This window comes from Paenibacillus sp. XP01 (assembly GCF_057364885.1).
In genome coordinates this window covers 6276137-6302274 of record NZ_CP139481.1, presented here as the reverse complement: position 1 = coordinate 6302274, position 26138 = coordinate 6276137, and the positions used below count along the sequence as shown (strand labels likewise).

Genomic DNA, 26138 nt, shown 5'->3' with positions numbered 1-26138 from the left:
CATTACTCTGCGTCGCTTTAGCAAGTCATTATCAATGAATTGATATCGTGGGAAGGGGTTTGCAGCAATGGAACAGTTAAGTTCGACAGCAGCACAGACATTACAGCAGTGGTTGGAGGATGCTTCGATCGATGAAGCGACGAAACAGGAACTCCGCGATTTGCAGGATCAACCGAAGGAGCTCGAGGATCGCTTTTACAGAAATCTGGAGTTCGGTACCGGCGGATTGCGCGGCGTGATCGGTGCGGGAAGCAACCGCATGAACCGTTATACCGTGGGGCGTGCGACACAAGGCTTTGCGCGGTATTTGTTGGAGCAGCACGGAGACAAGGAAGGCCGGCCTTCCGTTGTCATTGCGCATGATTCCCGTCACTTCTCGCCGGAGTTCGCGCTTGACGCAGCACTGGTGCTTGCAGGCAACGGCATCGTGGCCAAGCTGTTTACGTCGCTCCGTCCTACGCCTCAACTGTCATTCAGCGTGCGGCATCTGCAAGCCACCGGAGGCATCGTGGTCACGGCGAGCCATAATCCGCCGGAATATAACGGATACAAAGTGTACAACCATGAAGGCGGTCAGCTTGTTCCGCATGAGGCGGAGCAAGTGATCCAATACATTCAGGAGGTTCCTTCCCTGGCTGACGTGAAAAAGCTGACGCAGGAAGAAGCCGAAGCGCAAGGACTGCTCGTATGGCTCGGAGACGATGAAGATCGCGCATTCGCGGAAACGGTGGCCAGCGTTAGCCTGAGCCGTGAACTGATCCAATCCGGCATCGGCCGCGATTTCAAAATTGTTTTCACGCCGCTGCACGGAACCGGAAACATCCCGGTACGCCGCGTATTGGAGCAGATCGGTTTCGAGCAGGTGTACATCGTTCCCGAGCAAGAGCAGCCGGATGCCGAGTTTTCGACCGTGAAATCCCCTAACCCAGAAGAGCGCGAAGCGTTTACGCTGGCGATGAAGCTGGGCGAGTCTGTCGGCGCGGACATTCTGATCGGAACGGACCCGGATGCGGACCGCATGGGTGCGGTCGTCAAGGACAACAACGGCAAATATTTCGTGCTGTCTGGCAACCAGTCGGGTGCCATCATGGTGCACTACTTGCTGAGCCGTTTGCAGGAAACCGGCAAAATGCCGGCCAACGGCGCTGTCATTAAAACGATTGTTACCAGCGAGATGGGTGCGGTCATTGCGAAGCACTACGGCGCCGAAGTGATGAACACCCTGACGGGCTTCAAATATATCGGCGAAAAGATGGACCAATTCGCGGCAACGGGCAGTCATACGTTCCTGTTCGGTTACGAAGAAAGCTACGGCTACCTTGCAGGCAATTATGCGCGCGACAAAGATGCCATCCTGGCTTCGATGCTGATCGCGGAAGCGGCCGCTTATTACAAAAATCAAGGCAAAACGCTCTACGATGTGCTGCAGGACCTTTACAGCCAGTTCGGCACATTCCTGGAAAGACTGGAGTCCCGCACATTGAAAGGCAAGGACGGTGTTGCACAGATTCAAGGCAAAATGAGCGACTGGCGCAGCAATCCGCCAACAGAAGTTGCAGGCGTGGCCGTACAGGACGTGCTGGACTACTCCCTTGGCTTGGACGGCCTGCCGAAGGAAAACGTCCTGAAATTCATATTGGCAGACGGCTCCTGGTTCTGCCTGCGTCCTTCGGGTACGGAACCGAAGATCAAAGTGTATTTTGCCGTTCGTGGAGAGAGTCTGGAAGATGCGGAGAGCCGTATCGATCGCCTCGCTGCCGAAGTCATGGCACGGGTAGACGCCCAATAATTTGAATTTGCAATACACGCATGCAAGCGAGAAAGCCTCTCCGCACCGAAAGGTTGATTGGCGGAGAGGCTTTTTCTTTGGAATGTGAACGGAAGTCAAGCAATGAACCGTTTGCCGGTGCAATCGTCCGGATATAAGAAGGCTTGTTGACGCAAGCTGTTGATATCCGGATTCTGGCAGCAATGATGAATGGAATTGATGTTGAGCGAAAGGTGCAATTTGGTTCCAACACTTGAGGAGGTACATGTAGTGCGTCAAAAATGGCTTAAATGGAATAATGCTTCCCGGAAATGGTTGTGGATCGTCGTGATCATCGGTTTGATTGCGACCATTCCCGTCATTTCGGATCGGGTGCAGACCGAGAATTCGGCCAACAAGGTGGAGCTGGTCTTTAACTACCGGGGACTCCTGGACATCTCGACCTATCAGGCTCATCCCCAGGATTTTCTGAAAGAACAGCTGCCGCGCCTGAAAGAGGCCGGAATTACGACGATGGCCGTGTTCGAGAGCTCGCTCGACGAGCTGCGAAAATCACGGAAGTTGATGGTATATAACGGTGCGGATATCGCCACGGCGAATAAAGAAGTCGTGTCATCCAATGACAACTATACGTATGTGGTGTTCACGAGCGAAGAGAATGCGCAGACCTATGCGCCGATTATCGAGCAAACCTTTACGGACCGTGAGATCCCGGTTGTTCCATGGCAATATGAAGGCCGCAGCGGTTTGATTTTGCAGACACCTCCGGAAAATGCCAACATGCAGCCGCTCATGCCTGATCCGGGCGCGATCGAAATGCTGCGGGGATACGGATTCCACATTTTGCCCCGGATTTCGGACAGCGTTCCGTACAACCAGGAATCGATGGAACGACTGCTTACCTATTTCGAAGAGAATGGGGTAACCCGCATCCTGTTTGATGGCGATGCCGTAAAAGGATACAATGATAATGCGGAGACGAAAAGCCTGGACCAGTTCGCACAGCTGCTGAACGAACATCATATCGGCCTGGCTGCCATCGAAAATTTGAAAAAACCGCAGTCCGGGTTTGCGACACTCGCGTACAAAACGGATTACAACGTAACCCGGCTGTACTCGCTTAGCGATGCGGATGCCAACCTGGACGTGAATGTCATTGCCGACCGCTTCGTCTTGGCGACGAAGGATCGCAACATTCGCATGCTTTATATGAATGCAGCACCTAGCCGGAATACGGCCAAAGCGATGATCACCGACCCGATCGACAACCTGATCAACAGTCTGGGCGAACCGGGACATGCCGTTGAACGCATGGCGAAGCATGGTTTTGAACTTGGACAAGCCGAAGCCTTCACCGTGAAGGAATCTTCGATCCAGCGTCCTGCCAAGCTTGTTGCCTTGATTGGTGCGCTTGCCATGATTTCATTGATGGTTTCCTATTTCGTGCCTATGATTACGCTGCTCGTATTTGCGCTTGGTTTGGTGGGAAGCGCAGGTCTCTTCCTCTTGAAACCAACATTGCTGGAGCAGGGCGTAGCGTTGTTGGTAGCCATTAGCGCGCCGACCATAGCGGTCATTCTTGCCGTTCGCTCCGTGAATGAACAACAGAGACGCAATCCGGATGCGCCGGCAGGTCGCAGACTGAAACAATCATTGATTTTATATGTCAGAACTTCAATTTTGTCATTGCTCGCCGTTCCCTTTATGATTGCGCTGTTGAACAATATTACGTATAGCCTGGTTATTAACCAGTTCCGCGGCGTTAGTTTGCTGCATTTTGCTCCAATGGGCCTGGTTGCCATTTATATCCTGTTTTATCGGGGTAAGGGCACCATCTCTGTTCAGCAGATCAGAGGTTTGCTGTTGACTCGTATTAACATTTTGATGGTAGTACTCGCCGTGATTGCCGCAGGCGCAGGGTATTATTATTTGACCCGCACGGGCAATGCCGGTTCGGTGACGCCGTTTGAAATGTTCCTGCGTACGGCGCTGGAGGATACGTTCGGCGTTCGTCCAAGATTTAAGGAATTCGTGCTGGGACATCCGCTGTTTATCGTTGGTGTGTTCGCTGCATTAAAATATCGGAATGTCGTGTTTGTACTGTTTATTGCAGCCATCGGACAGCTGTCCATGGTTGATACGTTTGCGCATATCCATACACCGGCCGTACTGTCGCTTATTCGCGGCGTGATGGGGCTGGGCATCGGCCTGATCTTCGGACTCATCGCCATCGGTGTATGGCAAGTAGCGGAAGGATGTTGGAAAAAATGGTCACCACTTCTCAAAAGTTAGTCATCTCGGGATATTACGGTTTTCGCAACAGCGGAGACGAAGCGGTACTGAAATCTATCCTGACATCGCTGGAAGAGGAGAGCCGACGCTCGGGCATAACGATCGAGCCGATCGTGCTCTCCATTGACCCGGAGTCGACCGCCTCTATGTATGGAGTGCGGTCCGTGCACCGGATGAAGTTCAAAGAGGTTCGCGAAGCTATCAAGGAAAGCGACGGACTGATCAGTGGCGGCGGAAGCCTTTTGCAGGACGCGACCGGGTTGAAGTCCATTCCGTATTACCTTGGCGTGATCAAGCTGGCCCAGTGGATGAAGAAACCGACCTTTATCTATGCGCAAGGCATAGGGCCGGTGAATCGAAAGATTTTTAATCCGATGATTCGTTCGGTTTTCAAAAGCTGTAAATACATTTCCGTGCGGGACGAGCAATCGGCCGAATATTTGCGCCAGCTCGGATTGCAATGGAACAAGATCAATGTGGTGCCGGACCCTGTGATGGGGCTTCCGCTGCCTGACGAAACGCAAAATCGCAATGCAGCTGCATCGTCTTCCAAGGCCAAGGACGGCAAGCTCCCGGTCATCGGCGTCTCGGTCCGTTTCTGGGAATCGGATCGCAAAGAGCTTCATGCCATCGCGGCCGGGTTAAAGAAGCTGTGCACGCACAAAAACGTGCATCTGCGTTTCATGCCATTTCACCTGCCAGGCGATGAGCAGGCTTCGCGTTTCGTGATGGAAATGATCGGAGACGTGTCTGGCAAAGGCAGCGAAATCAGCATCACGCAGGATTTGACCGACCCGCAGCTTATGCTGCAGGAAGTCAGCAAGTGCGATGTCATGATCGGCATGCGCCTGCACAGCCTGATCTACGCGGCTTCGCAGTACGTGCCGCCTGTCGGCATCTCGTACGACCCCAAGATCGACCAGTTCCTGCTTCGCCTGGACAGTGAGCCGGTGGGAGATACGAAGGCGCTGGATGCCGACAAACTGGCCAAAACGGTGGCCAAATTGCTGGATCAGCGCTCGCAGTGGTTGAAGGAGCGCGAAGAAGGCATTACAGAGCTGAAGCAGGAAGCCAAAGTGCCTGCACAGCAAATTATTAACTATTTGGGCCGCAAAGGGTGAAATGAAGATGAATCAGACCAGTTCTGTTCCTACGGTTCCGATCTATGGCATCCCGTTCTCGAAGCTGGACATGAAAGAAACGGTGGAGGTTCTCCGGGAAGCGGTATTGTCCAAACAGCCGCATCAGGTGATTACAGCTAATCCGATCATGGTCATGGCCGCATTGGAGAATCCGGCGATGATGAAAGTCATGCAGTCGGCCGAGCTGATCGTTCCTGACGGCACCGGCGTCGTGTGGGCCGCGAACTATTGCGGTGAACCGGTGGCGGAGCGCGTGCCGGGGTTTGAGCTTTTACATGAATTGCTGCGCGTCGGTGAACACTATCGCTGGGGCGTATATTTGCTCGGTTCCACGCCGGAAGTGATTCAAGCGACGGCGGAACGGTTACAACAGCAATATCCTGCGGTGCGCATTGTAGGGTATCGCGACGGGTACTTCGGTCCGGATGAAGATGAGCAGGTGGTTGAGTCGATTCGCGCAGCTGCGCCGGATCTGCTGTTCGTTGCCCGGGGAGCCGATACTCAGGAACCGTGGATTCACAAGTATAAGAACAAGCTTCAAGTGCCTGTCATGATGGGCGTCGGAGGCAGTTTTGACGTGATTTCGGGTAAGAGCAAACGCGCACCGAAGCTGTTCCAGAAGCTGAGACTTGAGTGGTTCTATCGGTTGCTGCGGGAACCGAGCCGTGCCGGCCGGATGCTTGCGCTTCCGAAATTCGCCTTGAAAGTGATGCGCGATAAAGAAAACGTGATAAAATCCCGATAAATATAGGCGAATATGGAGGAAATCACGTGTTTTTGCTAAAAATTGAGGATGGCTTTTCGCCCATGTTCAGCGTATAATTCAGAACGGATTATGCAGGGGCGTTGATACGTCTCAATACCGTTATCACACCGGTTGCTTATAAGTTGAAACCAAAGGGTTTTACACGGAGGCACTACAGGGTCAGCACCATCTTCCGATCGCCATTATCCCCAGATTTTTTGATCCCTTTTCAAAGGGAAAATCCGGTGATAAACGCGAACGCTACGCTTCTCCAGATTCTTTCTGACCCTTCCGTTTTTGTGTAAATATTTAGTTCAACCTATATAGGTTCGTTATTTAATGTATGTCAGTATCAACTTTATATAGAAATAGAAGATTAGGGGATTTATAATTCGTACAGGTAAGATCATTGGGGGTCGAATACTCAAATGGTAGCTATTTTTATCATTGGATTTCTTGTGTCGATGGGACTGGCTCTTGCACTGACACCGCTCGTCAAGAAGTTTGCGGTTAAGGTCGGGGCCATGGACCAGCCAAATGCGCGCAAAGTGCATACGCGGGTCATGCCGCGTCTCGGCGGATTGGGCATCTTTCTCGCATTCATGGTGACGGTAGCCGCATTGCTTCCTTTTGTGTCGGCGTGGTTTACGACAAGGGACATGAGCTTTGTCAGCGCATTCCTGGTCGGCGGAACGATTATCGTATTGACGGGTGCGCTGGATGACCGCTTCGAATTGTCGGCAAAAGTAAAGCTGCTTGCACAGATCGTTGCCGCATCAGTCGTTGTGTTCGGATTTAACATTCGGGTGGATTTCGTCAATATTCCTTTCCAGGACGCGTACTCTTCCTTGGAAGCATGGGTATCCATTCCATTGACCATTCTGTGGATCGTCGGGGTAACGAATGCCATTAACCTGATTGACGGTCTGGATGGTCTGGCTGCCGGCGTGTCCGGCATTGCGATCGGTACGATTGCCGTCATGTCGTTCCTCATGGGCAACATGATGATTGCCTTGATGTGTCTGGTGCTGCTGGGCAGCATTATCGGGTTCCTGTTCTTCAACTTCCACCCGGCCAAAATATTCATGGGCGATTCAGGCTCGTTGTTCCTTGGTTTCTCGCTGGCGATGCTGTCCATGCTCGGCTTCAAGCAGATTGCCGTCGTGTCCTTCATTACCCCGCTGATTATTATCGGCGTGCCGCTCTCCGATACGCTGTTCGCGATCATTCGCCGCGCGGTGCAGCGGAAACCGATTTTTTCGCCGGACAAAGGTCACCTGCATCACTGCTTGCGTGAGCTCGGCTTCAGTCATCGTCAGACGGTACTGATCATCTACGGCATTGCCGCATTCTTCGGCGTACTGGCGATCATTCAATCATCGGCAGCCATGTTCGAAGCGAACTGGGTCACTTTCGTCGTGATCTGTATCATGATGTTCTTCCTGCAGGTAGGGGCGGAAGTTATCGGGCTTGTCAGCAAAACCAGAAAACCGGTTATTAATTTCCTGATGCGCATGCGCATGAAACTGAACCCGGAGACACGTTCCAAGTCCTAGGGTCGAAACTTATTGATTTCAGCCATTATATGAATTATAAATAACCTTAAGCCTTGTCCCGCGTGGACAAGGTTTTTTTGTTTTATTTGCTTTTTTTACTAAAAAAATGGAACCTGATGACCGATATATAAGGGTAACTGACTTAAAAGAAGGAGAGATGATATTTAATGCAACAGAAGAAACGGGCATTCGTATGGATCATGCTGGTTGCCATGCTGCTCTCGCTGTTCCCACAGGGTCTGTTCAAAGGGTCCGTTGCCTCCGCTGCGGATGCTTATTCAACGTATTTCACGCCGTCAGAAAAAACAATACGTGAGAGTTCGAGGCTATCGTTGGTTTTTGATTCCCAAAAGCCTGCCGACAAAGAATTGTTTCTCTCGAGAGATAATGTTTACAAAAGCCCAACGTCCTCGTTAACCATTACAGGTACATTCTCGATGGTTAATGGTGCATCGCTTAAGGTAAAGGTTGAACAACTTAACCTTACACAAGAAGGCAGTGTTCAAAAGTGGGTTCCTGATGAGACTCGCACAACAACCACAGCCATTACCGATAGTGGCAATAACCGATTCACAGCAAATAGTATAGGCTTATTTCCAGGATTCAACAAGATTACATTTATCGGTACGCAGGGTCAGAGTACAGTTGAAAGTTCGGATACTTTTTACGTGATGTATGACCAAGCTCCATTCATTGAAAATTTCTTGCTTTATACCGATCCGACTGCTGAAGGCGGAAGTGTGACGTATAATTTGAACGAAGGCACGGAGACTGTGGTAGATACGGAACGGGTAGATTTTTCTGGTACAGTGCAGAATGCGACCCAAGTCATTGTGTCTGTGAATGGTGGAAATGAAATTGATACGCCGGTCAGACCAGACGGCAGCTTTTTCGCTGCTCAGATGAAATTGCTGCCGGGCAAAAACATTATGAAATTCAAGATCGTGAGTGAAGTAAATCAAATTGAAACTGAACGTACGGTCTATTATTTCGACAAAACCAAACCGTTCTCCGCATTGGATGTAACCATTGGTACCGAAACCAAATCGGTGCTGAGCAGGAGTGATAAGGCTACCTTTACGGATGCGAATCAGACAACGGCGACGTTGTCCGGGCAAGTGTTAATTCCTTATGATCCAGCTAATGGTGACTTTGCTGTAGATGGCGATATCGCTATCCAGGTTGGGGATATCCCAGGATTTACGGATTATGGATTCACTATCCCAGCCTCCGGTCAAAAACAGATCACAGGTCCAGATGGGAAAACCATAAAGTACACGTTGATCGATTTTAAAGGCACTGGTACTTACAATCTTACGCTGGATGGTGCGGCTGCGGCCAAAGACCAAAAGCTCAAAGTGAAGGTCACTCAAGGTACATTTAGTGCTGAATATTCGGCGATTTATACGTACTCTTCAGATGCTCAAGATATTACCAATATCTATTATTTGCCAAACTACAGTGGGGGAACAATCGATTCGCAGGTTCCGCTTAACGGGGCAACACTGCAAGGGGATAAATTGTATATCCTCGTGGAATCAAGTAAACCGATCACGAAAGGTTTGAAAGGGGTATACTTGCCGTCAGGGGTTAAACCGCTGGAAGTATCGGAAACAGGGGTCCCTGCTGCAACCGGATTAAAAGACACCCAACGAGTGTACATGATCACGAATCTCGCGAGCGGCAAGCAGCAGCTTCGTTTCTCGTTTAGTGACAATCCTTCTCCCGAACTTGCAAAAATAGTAGAAGTGACATATGCATCGATTAGTTCGATCTATGTGGAAAGTATCCAGAACGGAAAAACCTATCCTTTTGATTCTTCCGCAGGATCGCAGACATTGTTAGTCAAAGGGGAATTGCTCGGTTTCAAAGATCTGGCGAACCTGAAGGCTGAGATGATTGTGAACGGCCAGCTAGCTGCAACGACAGATAGCAGCCTAGTCAAAGGAACGGTCAAATCGTTTCCGTTGACAGGCAACTTCTCATTTGATCTGCCCATTCTTAGAACAGGACCGATCTTCTATGGTGAGAATACGATCGAAATCCGGGCTGTTGACCAGGATGCAGCAGGTCGCCCGAAAACGATATCCACTATTCTGAAAATCAATGTCATCGACAAAAACACTTCGACGATCGCTTCGTTCATGCCAACGCTGATTCCGAAGGACGGTAGAAGCGCGATTGACAAAAATACAGTATCGACATATACCGATGATGAATTGAACAAAATTTTTGCCGTGACGCCGGATTTCGTGTTGAAAGACAATAAGTACGTTACAAGTGAGAAAGAATTCGATCTGGTCTTCCGAGGCAGCGGTGCGCAGACCGTCAATGTAAGCCAAGGGTCGAAAGTGATATTCACCCAAACATTGAACCTTACTCCTGTATTGGACATCGTCAGCAATTCCACCGGTGACTACACAGGTTCGGATTTTGCGGGGAACGAAGAACAGTTCATCGGACGACTGCGTGGACTGAAATTCGATGCTCCGGGTACCCAGGTATATACGCTTGAATTGATTAATAGTACAGGTGCACGCTCTACACAACGCATCGAAATTGTGCGCGAACCTTCGCCATATCGGATCGTTGCGCCGCAGCCGACCACAGGTAATCAAATCATCGTGAATAAAAACTTTGTTCGTTTTGATATCGAAGCTGAAGGGGCTACTCGCGTTCTTGTGGCCAAAGAAGAGGCTACGAAACGTCCGGATTACAACAACCGTTTTATTCTGGATTACGTGGGGCTGAAGCCGGATAAAGAGAACAAAATCAAAATCGAGATTGTGCGCGACGGTGGAACGATAACGGACACCGTAAGTGTATACTATACCAGTGCAGTAACCACGGATTCGCAATACATGGCTCCTAAAGTAGCCAACAAATATACGGTCTTTAACAAGGAACTACAATTGTCCTTCCCGAAAGGAACTGTCCTGCAATCGGTGGACGCCATCGGGACAACCAAGTTCTATCCAAACAACAAAATTTTGTTTGGTATCGCAGAACCGAAAAAAGGTATTGTTGAACGGATTAACGATTACGGCAATGTCATTGAAATTGATGGCGATGAAAAAGGAACAGGTACTACAAAAGCGCCGATTCATGTATCGCCAACATTATCAGGGAACTTTGCCTCGACGTTCGATACCAGTGACTTCATGCTCATATCCGACATTTATTGGATTAACGGCGGTTTGGGAGAATTGGGCAACAAAAACGACAGCGGTTATAAGCCGGGTACAAACGGGGTTGCGCCATACAGCGTAGAGGGAAGCTTCACGACATTCGCCCCAGAGCGGGTTCTGACGCCTTCACAACGCGGTACATTAACCCTGAACTACGATCCGTCTATCGTGGACGATGTGGGATCAACGATTACGGTCTTCAGATATTCGGATGTAACCTCTCCGGGGACTTGGGTTGCCATTGGCGGGAAAGTGGATACAGGGAAACATACGATTACTGTGCCGTTCGATGAGTTTGGCTACTACAAAGTCATGAAACAAAGCAGAAGTTATGCGGATATTACCAACCATCCGTGGGCCAGAAATTATCTGAATGCGATGTACTCCAAAGGCTTGATGAAACCGTTGAAAACCAATTCGTTTGGTGCGGATGACCAGACTACGCGTGGTGAGCTTGCTACATTGCTGGTTAAAGGCATGAACATTCCGCTAATCAAACCGACGACGCAAACGTTCAGCGACGTTAGCAAAGGCAGCGGAGGCGGCCTCTGGAGCTACGAAGCGATAGAAACAGCTGCACGTGCCGGGATTGTACAAGGGCGCAGCGATGGATTCTTCCAACCGCAGTCGCCGGTGACGAGGGAAGAGGCGGCCGTCATGATCGCTCGTGCCATGAATGCCAAATTAGCAGCGAATGACAGCAAACTTGCTGCTGCATTGGGCAAATCGTTCCTGGATTCTTCCTCCATTGAATATTATGCTCGTCCTGCGGTGCAGGCCGTTACGAAGGCAAAGATTATGGAAGGAAGCCCGGTCACTGTAGCGGGTGCCAAGAAACCGCAGTATCAATTCAATCCTAAAGGGAACATGACCCGTGCAGAGGTTGCCAAAATTGCAGTCGAACTGCTCAAGAAAAGCACGGCATTATTCCCTAAAAACTTGAGCTAAGCACCACTGGGGAACAAGATGGAATGAGAAGGGCCCGTCTCTTGGACAGAGGGACGGGTCCTTTTATGGCCAAAAGTCATTTAGTAAAAGACACATTTATAATAGAAGAAAAATAAATTTTACCAATAACTATTTTTGTAATTTGCTAGAGTTTAAGATACAATAACGGTAAATACACAATGATCTAGAGGGTGAAGTTAGCTAATGAAACCGATTTATTCGAAGGCTCAGCTGGGCTACATGAAGGCGAAGACACAGTTTGAGAAGCAAGCCGTCATTCTGGAGAAAAAGATTGAAGATACACGCAAAACGCAGGAAGTTACTCAGGAGGTTATGGAAGGTCTTGTCCAAGCGACCGGGTTCCATGATGCATACAACAATCTGGTTCTAGCCGAAAACGAACTGATCGACTGGTCCCACACAACGATGAAGCATGAGAAAACGTATCGTGAGAACAGACAACCGATCGATGATATGTACCTGAGATTGAACAGTGATCCGAAAATGCGTGCACAAATTATCGACCTGGCGATGAAAATTCGCTAATTCATGGATATCGCCGGAATTCAGAACACCCCAGTAATGGGGTGTTTTTTTATTTGGTTTTGAAGAAGATGTCGTTTCATCCGGAAGAATGCGGGGGAGATGTTTAGAGTGGTCACCCGGTTGGATTGCGCAGAAATGCTGATGCAGCAAGGGTTTTGCATACGGTTGTAATCTCAAAAAACGTTGACTGGCCTGCTGAACGAAAAAAATCTAAAACTTTTTTTGAGCAACCCGCAACTTTTTGAAACTTACTGCGTTTAAGATGTAGAGTCAAAAACATTGGGCCTCTTGCCAAGAATGACCTCGTGAAGAATCTTGTCTATTTTTTAGAAAAAATTGCTTTACGGCGCGCAAGACCCATTGTATAATACGTAGGTAGGATTAGGAAACTACTCTATTTTTGCATGATTGATTGGTTTACAAGTTTCTGTGATATGCTCACAGACATCATTTATATTAACTTGCTCAGGACTCTGGAAAGGGGGTGCAACAATATATGAGGAACACGAGCGAACTTATTAAAGAAAATTCCCATGTTATGAACGCCCAAGGAGGAGAAAAAAAGGTTATGAAGAAAATTTTATCCGTCGCTTTGTCTACAGCAATGGCATTCTCGATGTTTGCATCTGTAGCATTCGGTGATACAGCAGTAACACCTCAACAACAATTCGATGCTTTGAAAGCTAAAGGCATCTTCAACGGTTATCCAAATGGTACAGCAGGTCTGGACAAAGACATGACTCGCGCTGAGTTCGCGAAAGTCATCACTAAATTGCTGGGTCTGAAAGAAGTTACTGGAACTCTTTCTTACAACGATCCAAACTACACAGCTAAGAACTGGGCTGTACCTTACATCGAAGCAGTAACAGCTGCGGGTATCATGGAAGGTAAAAACACTGAGAAAAAAATCTTCGACTTCAACGGTAAAGTAACCATTGCTGAAATGGCTACAATCCTGACTCGTGCACTGGATCTGGAAGTTCCAGCTGAAACTAACAACAGTGCTCCAGCTTGGGCTAAAGGTTATGTTCAAGCGGCAATCAACGCTGGATTGCTTGATTCCGGTTTGGACTTCACCAAAAACGCTTCCCGTGAATTGCTCGTAGGCGCTGCTTACGCAATTGACCAAGCGCAAAACCTGAAAGTTACTAAATACGAAGTAAGTGAAGGCGGTAAAGTCGTTACTTTCACAATCAGTGACGGCGAAACTGTAAAAGTGACTTTGGATAAAGCTCTCGAAGCTAACAAAGAAACTGAAGTGAAATTCACTTACAAAGAAAAACAATTCACTGAAAAAGTAACTTATGTTGTAGAAGCTGCAACTAAAGTTCAATCCGCTTCTTCCGTGAACTTGAAAGAAGTAGACGTTGCGTTTGACGGTAAAGTAGACAAAGCTACTGCTACTGACAAAAACAACTACACTGTAGATAACAACTCCAGAAAGGTTAAATCCGTAACTTTGTTGGAAGATGGTAAAACTGCACGTGTCTTGTTGGATACATCTTCCGCAGGTGCATTCACGCAAGGTACTACTTACAAAGTAGTTGTTAAAAACGTGAAATCTTCCACTGGTACAGTATTGCCACAAGGTGAAGTTTCCTTCACATCTGCTGACAACACTTTGCCTACAGTAACTGAAGTAAAAGCTCTGGGAACTAAAGCGATCAAAATCACTTTCTCTGAGCCAGTAAAAGCACCAACAAGCAGCAACTTCCAATTGGATGACAAAGCATTTGTTGGTTCTGTAACTTTGGGTGCTAACGAGCGCGAAGTAATCCTGCGTGACTACACAGGAACAATCGCTGCTGGTGATCACAAATTGACAACTTCCCTGGTTGAAGACTACGCTGGTCTGAAATCCTTGGCAGCTACTAATGACTTTACAGCAGCTGTTGATACAGAAGGCCCTAAAGTAACTGAAATCTCCGCTACATTGGAGAAAGTAACTGTTACTTTTGACGAAGAAGTAGATCCAAACAGTGTAACAAACGAAAGCTTCTACTGGTTGTCCGGAACGACTAAGAAAACTGGTAAAGCTACACAAATCTCTGGAAATGTGTACGAAGTAGACTTCACTGCAAACCGTCTTCCAGGTTATGAAACAAACCTGTTCGTTGACGTAAAAGACTACTCCGGTAACGCAAATGCTACTAAAGAACACAAAGTAACTGCTTCTGTTGACCTTGTTCAACCTAAAGTAGTAGATGTAACTTTCGGTAGCGATGTTGCCAACGAACTTACAGTACGCTTTGACAAAGCTGTTGATGCAGCTGACATCAAATACTTCACTGTTAAAAAAGGTAACGATGTAATTCCAGTTAAAGCTGTTTATGCTAAATCTGGTTATGATAACAAAGTGTTCAATGTTCAATTCTATTCCAACCTGTCTGGCACATACAGCTTGAAAGTAGCTGATGTGAAAGATAAAACTGCGTTGGCTAACACTTTGGTAACTTATGAAGGTACTTTCTTGGCTAGCGACAGCGCTGCTCCTCAACTGGAAGCTGGTTATGGTGTAGACGTTAATCGTGCCAATCGTACAGTTGCACTTACTTTCGACAGAGAAATCGATCTGGCTTCGTTGAATAAACGTGATAACTACTACGTGAAATTCGTGAAATCCGGTTCTTCTGTAGCTCAGAACATTGCTCTTCCAAGCGATGTACAAGTGAATGTCGCTAACACTGGTAAATCTGTTGTTCTGGTATTCCCTCAATACATCGAAGGAACTGCTGTTTCCTTCCCAGGATCTGTTCAAGAAGTTAGCATTGCTGGTTTGAAATCTAAAACAGGTCAAGCTACATCTTGGATCGAGTCCGGAGTGTTGAACGAAACTGACTTCACTACTCCATCTGCAGTGCGTAAAGATGCAAGAACAATTGAGTTGACATTCAACAAAGCAATTGCTCAAGCTTCTGTAAACGACTTTGCTGTAACTGGAACTACTGTGAACTCTGTTTCGGTAGACAACCAAAAAGTAACTTTGAAAACTTCTTCTGATCTGGCAGCAACAACTAATGTTAGCATTTTGAGCAATAATGCTATTCAATCTTATGCTGGTCACAAAATTGCAGGAGTAACACTGACTACTTCTGGACAAATTGCTCCTCAAGTAGATCTGAAATCGGATGCTGTGTTGCCTCAAACTGATCGCAGTTTCGAGATTCCATTCACAGTGACACTTGATACTTTGACTACAGAAGAAAATGCTGGTTTGGCAGCAAATCTGTTGGTTAAACGTGCAGACAAAGCTTCTGATAGTGATGCTTTGAAACCAGTAACTGACTACACTGCACGTATTGTTGGCAATAAAGTAGTAGTTACAATCAACAGCTCTTATGAGAACCCAAGCAATATCGAGTATGTTGTTAGTGTGAAAGACAATGCAACATTTATCCGTAACGCTAGTGATACTACTAAATTTGCTTCCAAATCCGATGCTTACAGAACTACTACAAATGTAACATCTCCTACAGGTGTTACAACAATTGCAGAGAACACTACTACTGGTACAGTTGCTACTCCTGGTCAAAAACAGGTAATTGAGTTGGCATTGACTGGTACTCCTGTAGCAGGAACTCTTAATGTAGCGTTCAATGATGGAATTGTAAATGAGACTGTACCAGTAACTGTAGCGGATGGTGACGACTTGTCTGCTGTAGCTGCTAAAGCTGTAACAGCTCTTCAAGGAAATACTACTGTTGATGGAGCTTATGATGTTGTACGTGTTGGAACTAAAGTAGTTTTCGAAGCTAAATCGAATGCTGCTAACAAAACAGTTAACATTAATTTGACAGGTGATACTACTGTATCTGGTACTGTAACTACTACAACTGAAGGTAAAGCTGATGTTGCAGCAGCTGCACAAGTTGTAACTCTCACTGTAAAAACTGGTGCTACTCGCGATGGTAAAAATACAGTTAAATTTACAGACGGTACTGTAACTAAGGAAGTTACAATCACTGTTGCTGCAAATGATAGTGTAGACACTGTTGCTGGCAAAATCAGAACTGCATTCTCTGGTAACCTGCCTGGCTACACTGTTGGTGGTGCAACTGATAAAGTTACATTTACAGCTAACACTCCTGCCGCTAACAAAACTGTTACAATCACAACATCTGCTAACTAATCTTAGCTTGTTGAGAAGAGCTTACCCTTTTTGGGTAAGCTTTTTCTTTTTATAAAACCAACAACATCGTAACCTTCTCCCATTCCCAAACGTCTATACTATAACTAACAAGGAAAATATGGGAGGTTTGGCATTGGAACAGCGTAAGGTGATGGCGACCCTGTTGTCAGGTGTGTTGTTGATCAGTTCTACCGGCGGTATTGCGTCTGCAGCTAATACGGCAAGCGAGGGACAGAAAACAACCGCAAGTGCGACAAAAGATAAAGCTACGAAAGTGGTACATACTTTGGCTAATCTGTCTGCTGTGAAAGTGACCGCTCGAAGCACCGTAAAGTTGACGGATGTCAACGTATTGGCGCAGGAAGATGGGAATACGGTAACCTACACGTTAACGTATCAAAATAATGACAGTAAGCCCTTAATGATGATCGATTACTGGAGCAAAGTGAAGACCAAGGGGGGAACGGTCTATTCCCCTAAATTGATTGCCAGAGATCAGGAAAAAAAGAGCGTCTCTCCTGGTTCATCCGTGGAATTGACGTATGTCTTTAAAGTCGGTCGTGAGGTTAAGCTTAGTGATTTGAATTTTCTGATTGTGAAGTGGGATTTCAGTAAGCCGAATTATGAGAGCACGTTGGGCAAATTCAACGTACCCGCTTCATACACGATCAGCACACCCGTAGGCAAAACCAAAACCGTTCGTGTTAGTGACTCCACGGTAAAGGTAAAAGTTTCGGGAGTTAAGGTGTATCCCAGCGAAGATAAGAAACAAAACGTCAAAATTGGTGTTAATCTGAACAACATTAGTTACAAGCTGCTGGACAACCCCAATCTGAAATGGATCTTGCGCACGCCTGGCGGTACCAATTACCCGTTGAGCTTGGAGAAGAGCAGTACGCCAATCAGCATTCAGGCTCAAGCCAATAAAACATTAAGTTTGCTGGCGTCACTACCTGCCTCAGTCAAGATTCAGAGATCAGAGTTGTTGGTCGTTGAAGAACAAGGCGAGGAAAAAACCGCATTACCTGTAGCCGCCTTGCAGCTCCCTGAGGCCAGCCAGACCAATGTGGAAGCGGTGGTCAATCAACCCAATATCCTTTCTGTGGATGGGCAGCGTGTGTCTACCCTCCTGGAATCGGCTCGCGTTCGTACCGATGATGAGGAGTATGAATTAACCATGCAGTTCACGATCAAAAACGAGGGCAAAAAATCCGTGAAAATTCCGACCTATGCCCTTGAAGTGCGGACGGCGGACGGTACATCCTATCCGATTGAAACCAAAGCACTCGATGACCTGCGTTTAGCGCCTGGGGCCAGCAAAACGATTAAGCTGATCTCTACCATTCAAGGCAGCGGCGATACCAGCAGCGTCAAGCTCTATGTGATGACGCCTAAAGCGAAGGAGAACACGTCTTCCGAAGAGGGAGCGAATAACAGCACGGTTAGCAATGAGTTCACATTCTCCTATCCGGTCGGCATATATGCGATTCCGCAGTCGGTAAGTAATGGCGATGGATTGACGACGGAAACCATCATTAAAAATGCGAAAGGCATGTTCGGCGTGTCCGTCGGATCGCTGCAGCGCCTTCCTTGGACGGATAGCGACATCGTTGCTGCCAAGGTAACGATTCGGAATGCCTCGAATAAGACGGTCCAGCTTCCTGAACTGGAAGCCGTGTTTACGATTGATTCTGCCCGCATTGATGGGGATACGAAATTGATTCAGGCGCAAGGTGGCAAGCTTCTCGGTCCTGGCATGGTTACGGAAGCATACCTGCTGACCAAAATTCCATCTGAACTGGCGATGCGCAGACTGGAAGTGACTCTGTTCGAAAAAGTGGGAGAACAAGAGACAAACGATTGGATTACGTTAAATACATCCGGACTCATCGCGCCGTTGACTTATGTGAGTGCAGGCAAAACATTCACGCTGACTAACGGAGACAAAGTGACCGATTTGGGTGTACGCAGAACATACATTTATCCAGGTGCAGCTTCGGATATCGTGTATACGGAATTTGAAATGACGAACCAGTCTGCCCGTCAAAGCGGCTTGGCCCAATTGGTCGGTTATTATAAAACACCGGATGGCCAATATTACAAAGCGACCGCGAAACAAGCCAAACGTGTACCTGGACCGGGACAGAAGGGCGTGGTGACCTTCTGGGCGAAATTGCCGAAGGGTGTCACGTCGATGTCTGATATGCGTCTGATCGTAGGCGAAGGCATAGCCGAGAACAAATTTATTACGGGTGAAGGCGAAGCGACGGCATACGTCAATGCAATGGCATTCGAAATAGAGCCAAAATCGTTGAATATTCTCACTTCGTTGGACAACCTTGATTTGTATCCATACCGTTTCTCCGGCAGCAATATCAAAGGATATCTGTTAGGCAGTACGTCGGTGCAATTCGAAATGAATTACTCTTTGGCACGTGATGAAGCCGTAGATACCGGAGAATACGATCATAAGTGGATCTTGTCGATTACGGATGGTTCAGGCAAGGTGTTTGAGAAAGAACTGGCTCCGGGAACCGAACTGAAAACGGGAGCCAACCAAACGTTGAGCTGGAGCATCGATGACACGGTGTTTAATAAACTCAGAGGCGGCACATACCGCGTCATCTTCTATGACCAATTCGAAGGGCAGCGCATCCGGATCGCCGAGCAAGGATACAGTTATGATGTATCCAGATTGCCTAAAGAGGAGCCTGAATTTCCCGAAGATGAGTCAGGTTCGTCCCGACGCTGATTTACTATATAGATTGAACCGGAAATTTACACGATAACGAAGAGGGCAGAAAGAATCTGGAGAAGCGAAGCGGTCGCATTTATCACCGGATTTTTCCCTTGAAAAAGGGGATCAAAGAAATCTGGGGATAACAGCGATCGGAAGATGGTTCTGACCGCGTAGTGTCTCTGTGTAAAAATCATTGGTTCAACCTATATAGATTCGTAAATGATCAAGGACACTTACCTCGCTTCGCCGTTCGCGAAGCGAGGTTTTGCTTGTCTGTGCCCTACTTTTTCTCTATAGTAAATTATAGATAGATTTCCAGAGGAGGATTAGTGATATGAAACCTTATATGAAAGTATCCCTGGCTGCACTGGCCATTGGCGTCGGCGTATGGGTTGGGTCTGTATACAGCAATACCGCTACGGGGGCGGGAACCATTCAGCCGGGAACGGCGGATGATCCTGTCGTTACGAAAAGCTACGTGGATCAGCAGATTCAGAAGGCACTTGGGGGCGGTATTAGTACAGAAACGGGGAAAGTCGGAAATTCCGGGAATACAGGAAATGCAGGAAATGCAGCCAGTACTGGCAACAACAATGCGTCCTCTTCTGCAAATGCGGGTAGTGCCGGTAGTGCAACCGAGCTTCCTCCTCTTGCTTCCGGCGCTTCCGAGGCTTTGGAGATCGTCACTGTGAAGCCTGGACAACAGTTGATCGGATCAACAGGAACGGAATTCATCGTTCGCAGCGGGAAAGCGGTCATCATCAGCGAAGGCACCAACGGCGTGGCCGACCTGACGGATGGCGTTGATTTGATCAATGGTCAAGCGGCGCCAATGAACCATTTGCTTACGATTCCGAAGGAAGGACGGGGCATTCAGGTCGTGGAAGGCAACAAATACAGCCTGACTGTCATGGTTCGCGGCGGTTATACTCTGAAATAAGTTGTGCAGTGTTGACGGTAATTATACATTCATGAAAATCATGCCTTGTCCAGATTAACCAGTTCTAACAAACATTAATACGGCTAACCCATGACCAGGCGGTTTAATCTATAACTGTACTAAACCATCATTCGGAGGTGCAGTTTATCGTGGCGAGAAGCAATCGCAAGGTCGTGCCGGAGAGCCGGCAGATGTTGGATCAAATGAAGTACGAAATCGCGGCTGAATTCGGTTTGAACGTTGGGTATGGCAGCAGAGGATCGGCTGGGGCAGATACGGAATTCGGTTCCGAGCTGGGGGAAATCGGCAATCATTCTTACGGACAATACAAAGGGTGGGGGCATCTCACCTCGCGTGAAAACGGATCGGTTGGCGGGGAGATCACCAAGCGGCTCATCCGTCAGGCAGAGCAGTCTTTATAGGCATTTTCCAAGGTTTTATTCCCTGCTGCTATAATTGACACCGTTTGACAAATGCGATAAGATGGCATTTGAGGTATGCAACCTTTTCCCGAGCGGAAAAGGTTGATTTTTTATTGGAATATCGAGGCAATTACCTGAACAATTTCATTTTCGCCAACGTAGGTCATTCTTTGGTTTCTCGTGTAAACAGAATGCGCGTACAATAAACGAAATTACCGTAAATGTTTTATTCGGGCAATCGCCATACTACAAGTTATGGGAGGTTGAGCTTCAATGTCTGTGAAAGGCCGGCATTTATTCACATCGGAGTCTGTGACCGAAGGACATCCGGATAAAATCTGTGACCAGATCTCTGACGCCGTATTGGACGCATTCCTGGCGAATGACCCCAATGCACGCGTGGCATGCGAGGTTTCGGTGGCTACAGGCCTTGTGCTTGTTATCGGTGAAATCAGCTCTGCATCGGAATACGTGGACATTCCGTCCATCGTTCGCAATACGGTGAAGGAGATCGGATATACTCGTGCCAAATACGGTTTCGATTATAACACTTGCGCAGTCCTGACTTCCCTGAATGAACAGTCTGCGGATATTGCCCAAGGCGTAAACGCTGCGCTGGAGAATCGTGATCCAGAGCAAATGGCTCGCGAAACCGAAAATATCGGTGCAGGCGACCAAGGTTTGATGTTTGGTTTTGCTACAAACGAAACACCTGAGCTTATGCCATTGCCGATTGCTTTGTCCCACCGTATCGCGCGTCGTCTCGCTGAAGTCCGCAAAAACGGTACGTTGGAATACCTTCGTCCGGACGGCAAAACGCAAGTGACCATTGAATACGATGGCGACAAGCCTGTACGCGTCGATACCATCGTCGTGTCCACGCAGCATGCCGAAGAAACAACCCTGGAGCAAATCCAGAAAGATATCAAGGAACATGTGATCCTGCCTGTCGTTCCGGCTGAATTGCTGGACGAGCAGACCAAATATTTCATCAACCCGACCGGCCGTTTCGTCATTGGCGGACCTCAAGGCGATGCCGGTTTGACCGGACGCAAAATCATCGTTGACACCTATGGCGGTTATGCGCGTCATGGCGGCGGTGCCTTCTCGGGTAAAGATCCGACGAAAGTGGACCGTTCCGCAGCGTATGCGGCTCGTTATGTGGCTAAAAACCTTGTGGCTGCCGGTCTGGCGGATAAGGTGGAAATTCAGCTTGCTTATGCGATCGGCGTAGCCAACCCGGTATCGATCAACGTCGATACATACGGCACAGGCAAAGTCAGCGAAGAGAAGCTGGTTGAACTCGTTCGCAACAACTTTGACCTTCGTCCTGCAGGCATCATCCGCATGCTGGACCTGCGTCGCCCGATCTACAAACAAACGGCTGCATACGGCCACTTCGGCCGTACAGACCTGGATGTACCTTGGGAACGCGTGGACAAAGCGGATACGTTGAAATCCCAAGCGGGCCTGTAAGCTCGCTGCACCGTTCGGATTTGTTGAAGCCCTGATCCTTTAACGAGGAATCGGGGCTTTTTGCGTGTCTACATTTTCACAGAGTTTCATTCCTAATCATTTACATATGGCTAATTAAAATTTTCCCCGAAACCGATATACATCATGAGGTCTGTGTATCAGACGGTTGATATCTAGTTAAGGAGGAGGAAAGAACGTGAGCGTAAAAAAATGGGCTCAAAAGGGCATGATCGTTTTGCTTGTACTTATAATAACCGCTGCAGGTTGGTCAGGCATTCCGCTCAGTCCCTTAAATACGGCGCATGCTGCCGATGGTGACACGAGTGCACTTGACTTAACATTCTTGCCTAAAACGAACGATACCAACGTAGATCGTTCAGCACCGCTATATATTCAATTTTCGAAAGAAATTCGCAAGATTGAGGGAACGCAGGGAGAAATTCGAATTATGCGTTTGTCCGGCAACGGGACATTAGCGGAGAAAATCAATATTTCGGATAATCAGAAAGTTACGCTTCATTCTGATCTCACAGCTGCGGGCAGTGGCTCCGCAACGGGAAATGTGTTGCGAATCATGCATAACACGCTGGAGAAAGATACTTCGTATTACATTGAGGTCGATGCGGATTCATTTGAAACCGTGGAGCCAGAAGGTACGTCTCCGCAGAAAGTGCAAGCCATTACTGGGAATACGACATGGGTATTCAAGACCATCGGGATGAGTGCGATCAAGCCAGCAACTTTTTTACCGGCTAAAATGGCGACGAATGTACCTGTCAATTCGCAACTTCAAATTATTTATAATGATGCAATCCGTAAAGGAACGGGAAAAATTCAGATTATGCAGGGAGCAAGTACCGTTGAAGAATTCGACGTTTCAACTTCCTCTCGCGTCAGTGTGAGCGGTAGTACGCTTACGGTAACGCCTTCTAGCAAATTTGCCAATAATGCTACATACAACGTGGTGATTCCGACTGGGGCATTGCGGGATGCCTCGGACAACGACATTGCCGGCATCAATGCCAATGAGTGGATGTTTACAGCGTTTCAGTCCGATCCCACAGCACTGACGATGTCCTCCGTATCACCGGCAAATGGAGCGACCGGCATTGCATTGAATCCGGAACTGATCGTGACCTTCAGCAAAGAGCTGGACCCAAGCTACCCAGGTTCGGTCACGCTGAAAAACTCCAGCGGAAGCGTCGTTTCGACAAGGGTTGAAATCAACAGCTCCAATCCACGACAGCTGCGCATTATTCCGTTAAGCAGCCTTACAAGCAATACGGCTTACACCGTAGATATTCCCGGCGGGGTGCTGCGCGATAAATCGGGGAACTTGTTCGCAGGATTAAATGGGGCAGCGTCATGGACATTCAGAACGCTCAGCCCGGATACGACGGCTCCGGTTCTCAAAACAGCCAAAATGTACAGCAATACGATCATCCGTCTGACGTATGACAAATTCCTGTCCAGCACAGATCCGTATGGGTCCAGTTTCACCGTAACGGTTAACGGAGAGACACGGAATGTGAGCACTTCATATGTATCTGGCGATAGCGTGTATGTTGTTCTGGATACCGGCGTTGCTGTAGGACAAGTCGTCCGCATTGCATATGCTCCTGGAACAAGTGCGCGCAAGATTCAAGATCTATCGTCCAATCCAGCGGCAGCCTTCAGTGCCAGAGATGTGGAAAATGGTCTGGACTCTATTATGTCGAAGCCGAGAGAAGGTACTGCTTACTATAATACGATCAGCCTCTATTATCCTGAGACTGTGTATATTTCATCGAGTGACACATCTAGACAATTCAGTGTTACAGCAGATGGATCGGACGTCGGCATTAGCAGTATTTCAACCGGCAGCAATTCTCTCGTTACGCTTAATCTGAGCCGTTCCATCCAGAATGGCGAAGTGGTTCGCGTATCCTATCAACCCGGAAGCTGGCCCGTGAAAGACAGTCGAGGTCAGGCGTTGGCAGGGTTCAGTGGCTTCTACGTTCGCAACAGCGTCGATAATAAAGCCCCTGAATTCCAAAGCGCTGAGGTTAGCGGGAACAAATTATGGATACGTTACAACGAGCCGCTGAGCCGCACGAACAAACCGCTTAAGAGCCAGTATTCCGTATTGGTAGACGGCAAAGCCATATTTGTTAACGATAGCGAAATCGAAGACGATGTGGTCACCCTGACACTGGCTTCTTCCGTCTCGAGCACACAGAATGTGACGTTGTCGTATGTACCGGGTGCGCTGCGGTTGACGGACCTGAACGGCAATCCCGCAGGATACCTTAACCTTACACCTGTCACTTATACTTATGGTAACGGAACAATTCTGTCCGCGACGCTGCAAGGAGATACGGTGCAGATCAACTTCCGCAATCCGCTTCAAGCGCAGTCGGCGTTAACGGTAACACAGTTCAACGTGCAGATTGCCGGTGCTGCGGCGAGTGTTCTTTCGGCATCGGCATCTGGTTCGGTAGTGACCTTGAAGCTGTCCAATGCCGCTTCTGCAGGACAGACCGGAACAGTCAGCTATACACCGGGAGCTGTTCCATTAAGGGATTCGCTCAATACAACCGTAGCGGCCTTCGGCCCATTGACGCTGCAACAAGGCGGAGGCAATACCTCGACGCCAACGAACAGCCGTCCAAGTTGGCTTACAGAAGCAGGGGCTGCCGATTCGGGCTTCGGCCAGGCTTTGCTTGCGATGAGCAGCGATACGGCGACTTCGGCGTCGGCCATGACAAGAAATAATCGCAATACACGTCAGTTCAACGTAGATGCGGCCAAATTGATTCAGGCGTTTGAATACGCGGCAGCAGTCGGAAAGTCGGCACAACCTGTCGTATTCGAAGTTCCGGCGACCGAATCTTCCGCTTATGTCGGTTTTCCGATAAATACGCTGGTCCAGATCGCGTCAAGCCATCGAACAGGCAAGATCGGCATCAAATATGGTGAACGTCTATGGATGGTGTCTTTATCCGATCTGAATTTGACTTCCATGCTGCAAAGCGTAGGAACTGGGGCGAGCACCACATCCGGTTCAACCGGTCCTTACTACTACGTGCAGATCGAACCTGTCCCGGTGTCGGGTACGGGGATCATGGATAGCATGCTGGCAAGCGCGGGTGCGCAAAAGCTTGCGAATGTAACGGACGTGTATCAGTATGCTTATAACAGTGTAAGCAATCAAAGAGTGGAGCAAAACAACACGAGCCAGTTAGCGGAGCAGTTGTCCGGAAATACGCTAACCAATGCATCGACATTCACTACGATCGATCCGATGACATTTCTGCTGTCTTACGTTCCGAGCACGTTCACGACCTACAATGGTGGAATGATCATAAAGGGCCAATTGAATGGAAATCAAATGATCGTGCCCGTGACGCATGAGGTCGTGTACCAGGACACCAACTATCATTGGGCAAGTGCAGTCATCAAGGAGCTGGCTTCCAAGTGGATCATCGGTACTTCCAACGGTTCTTATTATGGACCGGATCAGAAAATTACCCGTGCGGAGTTTGCTGAATTGGTTGCCAAAGGATTAGGGTTGAAAGGCAATGATACGGGAGCGATGCGTTTCCGTGATATTCGCGGAGGAAATGCCGCCAGCGCCTACATTGGCGCAGCTGCGGATGCCGGAATCATTACCGGGAATACGGACGGCACGTTTAAGCCGGACAGCCTGATCACGCGGGAGCAGATGGCGATCATGATGGTGCGTGCCCTTGAATATGGCGGAAACACGGTAAGATTGCAGTCTTCCACGACCGCAACGCTGGCCAAATTCAAAGACAACAAAAAGATTCAGTCCAAGGATTCGGTCGCCAAAGCCGTACAGGAGGGCATCATTCAGGGCATGACTTCGACGACCTTCCAGCCGCAAGGCAATGCGACCCGGGCACAGGCAGCAGTGATGCTGAAACGTGTGCTGAATAAACTGGGATATTTATAGTATATAGGTTGAACTAGACATTTACACGATAACGGAGAGGGCAGAAAGAATCTGGAGAAGCGAAGCGGTCGCATTTATCACCGGATTTTCCCTTTGAACAAAGGGGATCAAAAAAATCTGGGGATAACAGTGATCGGAAGATGGTTCTGACCACGTAGTGACTCCGTGTAAAAATCATCGGTTCAACTTATATAGATTAAACATTCATAATGAATCCACAATTTATCAGACTTCAGATGTGCGCAAAGAAAAGGCGCAACTGAAGTCTTTTTTTTGCAAAAGGAGAGAGTA

The 26138-nt window shown here is 48.1% G+C and carries 13 protein-coding genes; all 13 read left to right on the top strand.

Annotated features, from left to right (window positions below; translation table 11 throughout):
- Positions 1-67 precede the first annotated feature (67 nt).
- The 13 genes from SNR34_RS28425 (at position 68) to SNR34_RS28365 (ending at position 25847) form a co-directional block, all read left to right on the top strand.
- Positions 68-1789, top strand: a complete 1722-nt coding sequence (locus SNR34_RS28425; RefSeq protein WP_236412999.1) for a phospho-sugar mutase — start codon at positions 68-70, stop codon at positions 1787-1789.
- A gap of 249 nt (positions 1790-2038) precedes the next feature.
- Positions 2039-4060: a DUF5693 family protein gene (locus SNR34_RS28420; RefSeq protein ID WP_486180687.1), complete on the top strand. Its 2022-nt coding sequence runs from the start codon at positions 2039-2041 to the stop codon at positions 4058-4060.
- A complete protein-coding gene (csaB, locus tag SNR34_RS28415; protein ID WP_486182522.1) occupies positions 4036-5181 on the top strand; it encodes a polysaccharide pyruvyl transferase CsaB in 1146 nt (381 codons plus the stop codon). The genes SNR34_RS28420 and csaB overlap by 25 nt, the downstream gene beginning before the upstream one ends.
- 7 nt (positions 5182-5188) lie before the next feature.
- Positions 5189-5947, top strand: coding sequence for a WecB/TagA/CpsF family glycosyltransferase (locus SNR34_RS28410; protein ID WP_438286877.1), 759 nt, complete (start codon positions 5189-5191; stop codon positions 5945-5947).
- Between the two features lie 428 nt (positions 5948-6375).
- Positions 6376-7503, top strand: coding sequence for a glycosyltransferase family 4 protein (locus tag SNR34_RS28405; RefSeq protein ID WP_339274953.1), 1128 nt, complete (start codon positions 6376-6378; stop codon positions 7501-7503).
- 167 nt (positions 7504-7670) lie between these two features.
- Complete coding sequence (locus SNR34_RS28400) at positions 7671-11639, top strand: S-layer homology domain-containing protein (RefSeq protein WP_486180686.1); 3969 nt, start codon at positions 7671-7673, stop codon at positions 11637-11639.
- 204 nt (positions 11640-11843) lie between these two features.
- Positions 11844-12185: a hypothetical protein gene (locus SNR34_RS28395; protein ID WP_486180685.1), complete on the top strand. Its 342-nt coding sequence runs from the start codon at positions 11844-11846 to the stop codon at positions 12183-12185.
- A gap of 496 nt (positions 12186-12681) precedes the next feature.
- Positions 12682-16314 (top strand): S-layer homology domain-containing protein, encoded by a 3633-nt coding sequence (locus tag SNR34_RS28390; RefSeq protein ID WP_486180684.1) that lies wholly within the window; start codon positions 12682-12684, stop codon positions 16312-16314.
- A 133-nt stretch (positions 16315-16447) separates the two neighbouring features.
- Complete coding sequence (locus SNR34_RS28385) at positions 16448-19066, top strand: hypothetical protein (protein WP_486180683.1); 2619 nt, start codon at positions 16448-16450, stop codon at positions 19064-19066.
- Positions 19067-19388: 322 nt separating this feature from the next.
- On the top strand, positions 19389-19994 hold the full coding sequence (locus tag SNR34_RS28380; protein ID WP_486180682.1) for a hypothetical protein: 606 nt from the start codon (positions 19389-19391) through the stop codon (positions 19992-19994).
- Between the two features lie 149 nt (positions 19995-20143).
- A complete protein-coding gene (locus SNR34_RS28375) occupies positions 20144-20416 on the top strand; it encodes an alpha/beta-type small acid-soluble spore protein (protein WP_290371414.1) in 273 nt (90 codons plus the stop codon).
- Positions 20417-20689: 273 nt separating this feature from the next.
- Positions 20690-21892 (top strand): methionine adenosyltransferase, encoded by a 1203-nt coding sequence (gene metK / locus SNR34_RS28370; RefSeq protein WP_486180681.1) that lies wholly within the window; start codon positions 20690-20692, stop codon positions 21890-21892.
- Between the two features lie 196 nt (positions 21893-22088).
- Positions 22089-25847, top strand: a complete 3759-nt coding sequence (locus SNR34_RS28365) for a SwmB domain-containing protein (protein WP_486180680.1) — start codon at positions 22089-22091, stop codon at positions 25845-25847.
- The last annotated feature ends 291 nt before the right edge of the window (positions 25848-26138 follow it).

Excerpts from the sequence above, each read along its gene's own strand:
- SNR34_RS28405 (WP_339274953.1), top strand. The coding sequence starts at position 6,376 with ATGGTAGCTATTTTTATCATTGGATTTCTTGTGTCGATGGGACTGGCT.
- SNR34_RS28380 (WP_486180682.1), top strand. The coding sequence starts at position 19,389 with ATGAAACCTTATATGAAAGTATCCCTGGCTGCACTGGCCATTGGCGTC.
- SNR34_RS28395 (WP_486180685.1), top strand. The coding sequence starts at position 11,844 with ATGAAACCGATTTATTCGAAGGCTCAGCTGGGCTACATGAAGGCGAAG.
- SNR34_RS28390 (WP_486180684.1), top strand. The coding sequence starts at position 12,682 with ATGAGGAACACGAGCGAACTTATTAAAGAAAATTCCCATGTTATGAAC.
- csaB (WP_486182522.1), top strand. The coding sequence starts at position 4,036 with ATGGTCACCACTTCTCAAAAGTTAGTCATCTCGGGATATTACGGTTTT.
- SNR34_RS28400 (WP_486180686.1), top strand. The coding sequence starts at position 7,671 with ATGCAACAGAAGAAACGGGCATTCGTATGGATCATGCTGGTTGCCATG.
- SNR34_RS28425 (WP_236412999.1), top strand. The coding sequence starts at position 68 with ATGGAACAGTTAAGTTCGACAGCAGCACAGACATTACAGCAGTGGTTG.
- SNR34_RS28410 (WP_438286877.1), top strand. The coding sequence starts at position 5,189 with ATGAATCAGACCAGTTCTGTTCCTACGGTTCCGATCTATGGCATCCCG.
- metK (WP_486180681.1), top strand. The coding sequence starts at position 20,690 with ATGTCTGTGAAAGGCCGGCATTTATTCACATCGGAGTCTGTGACCGAA.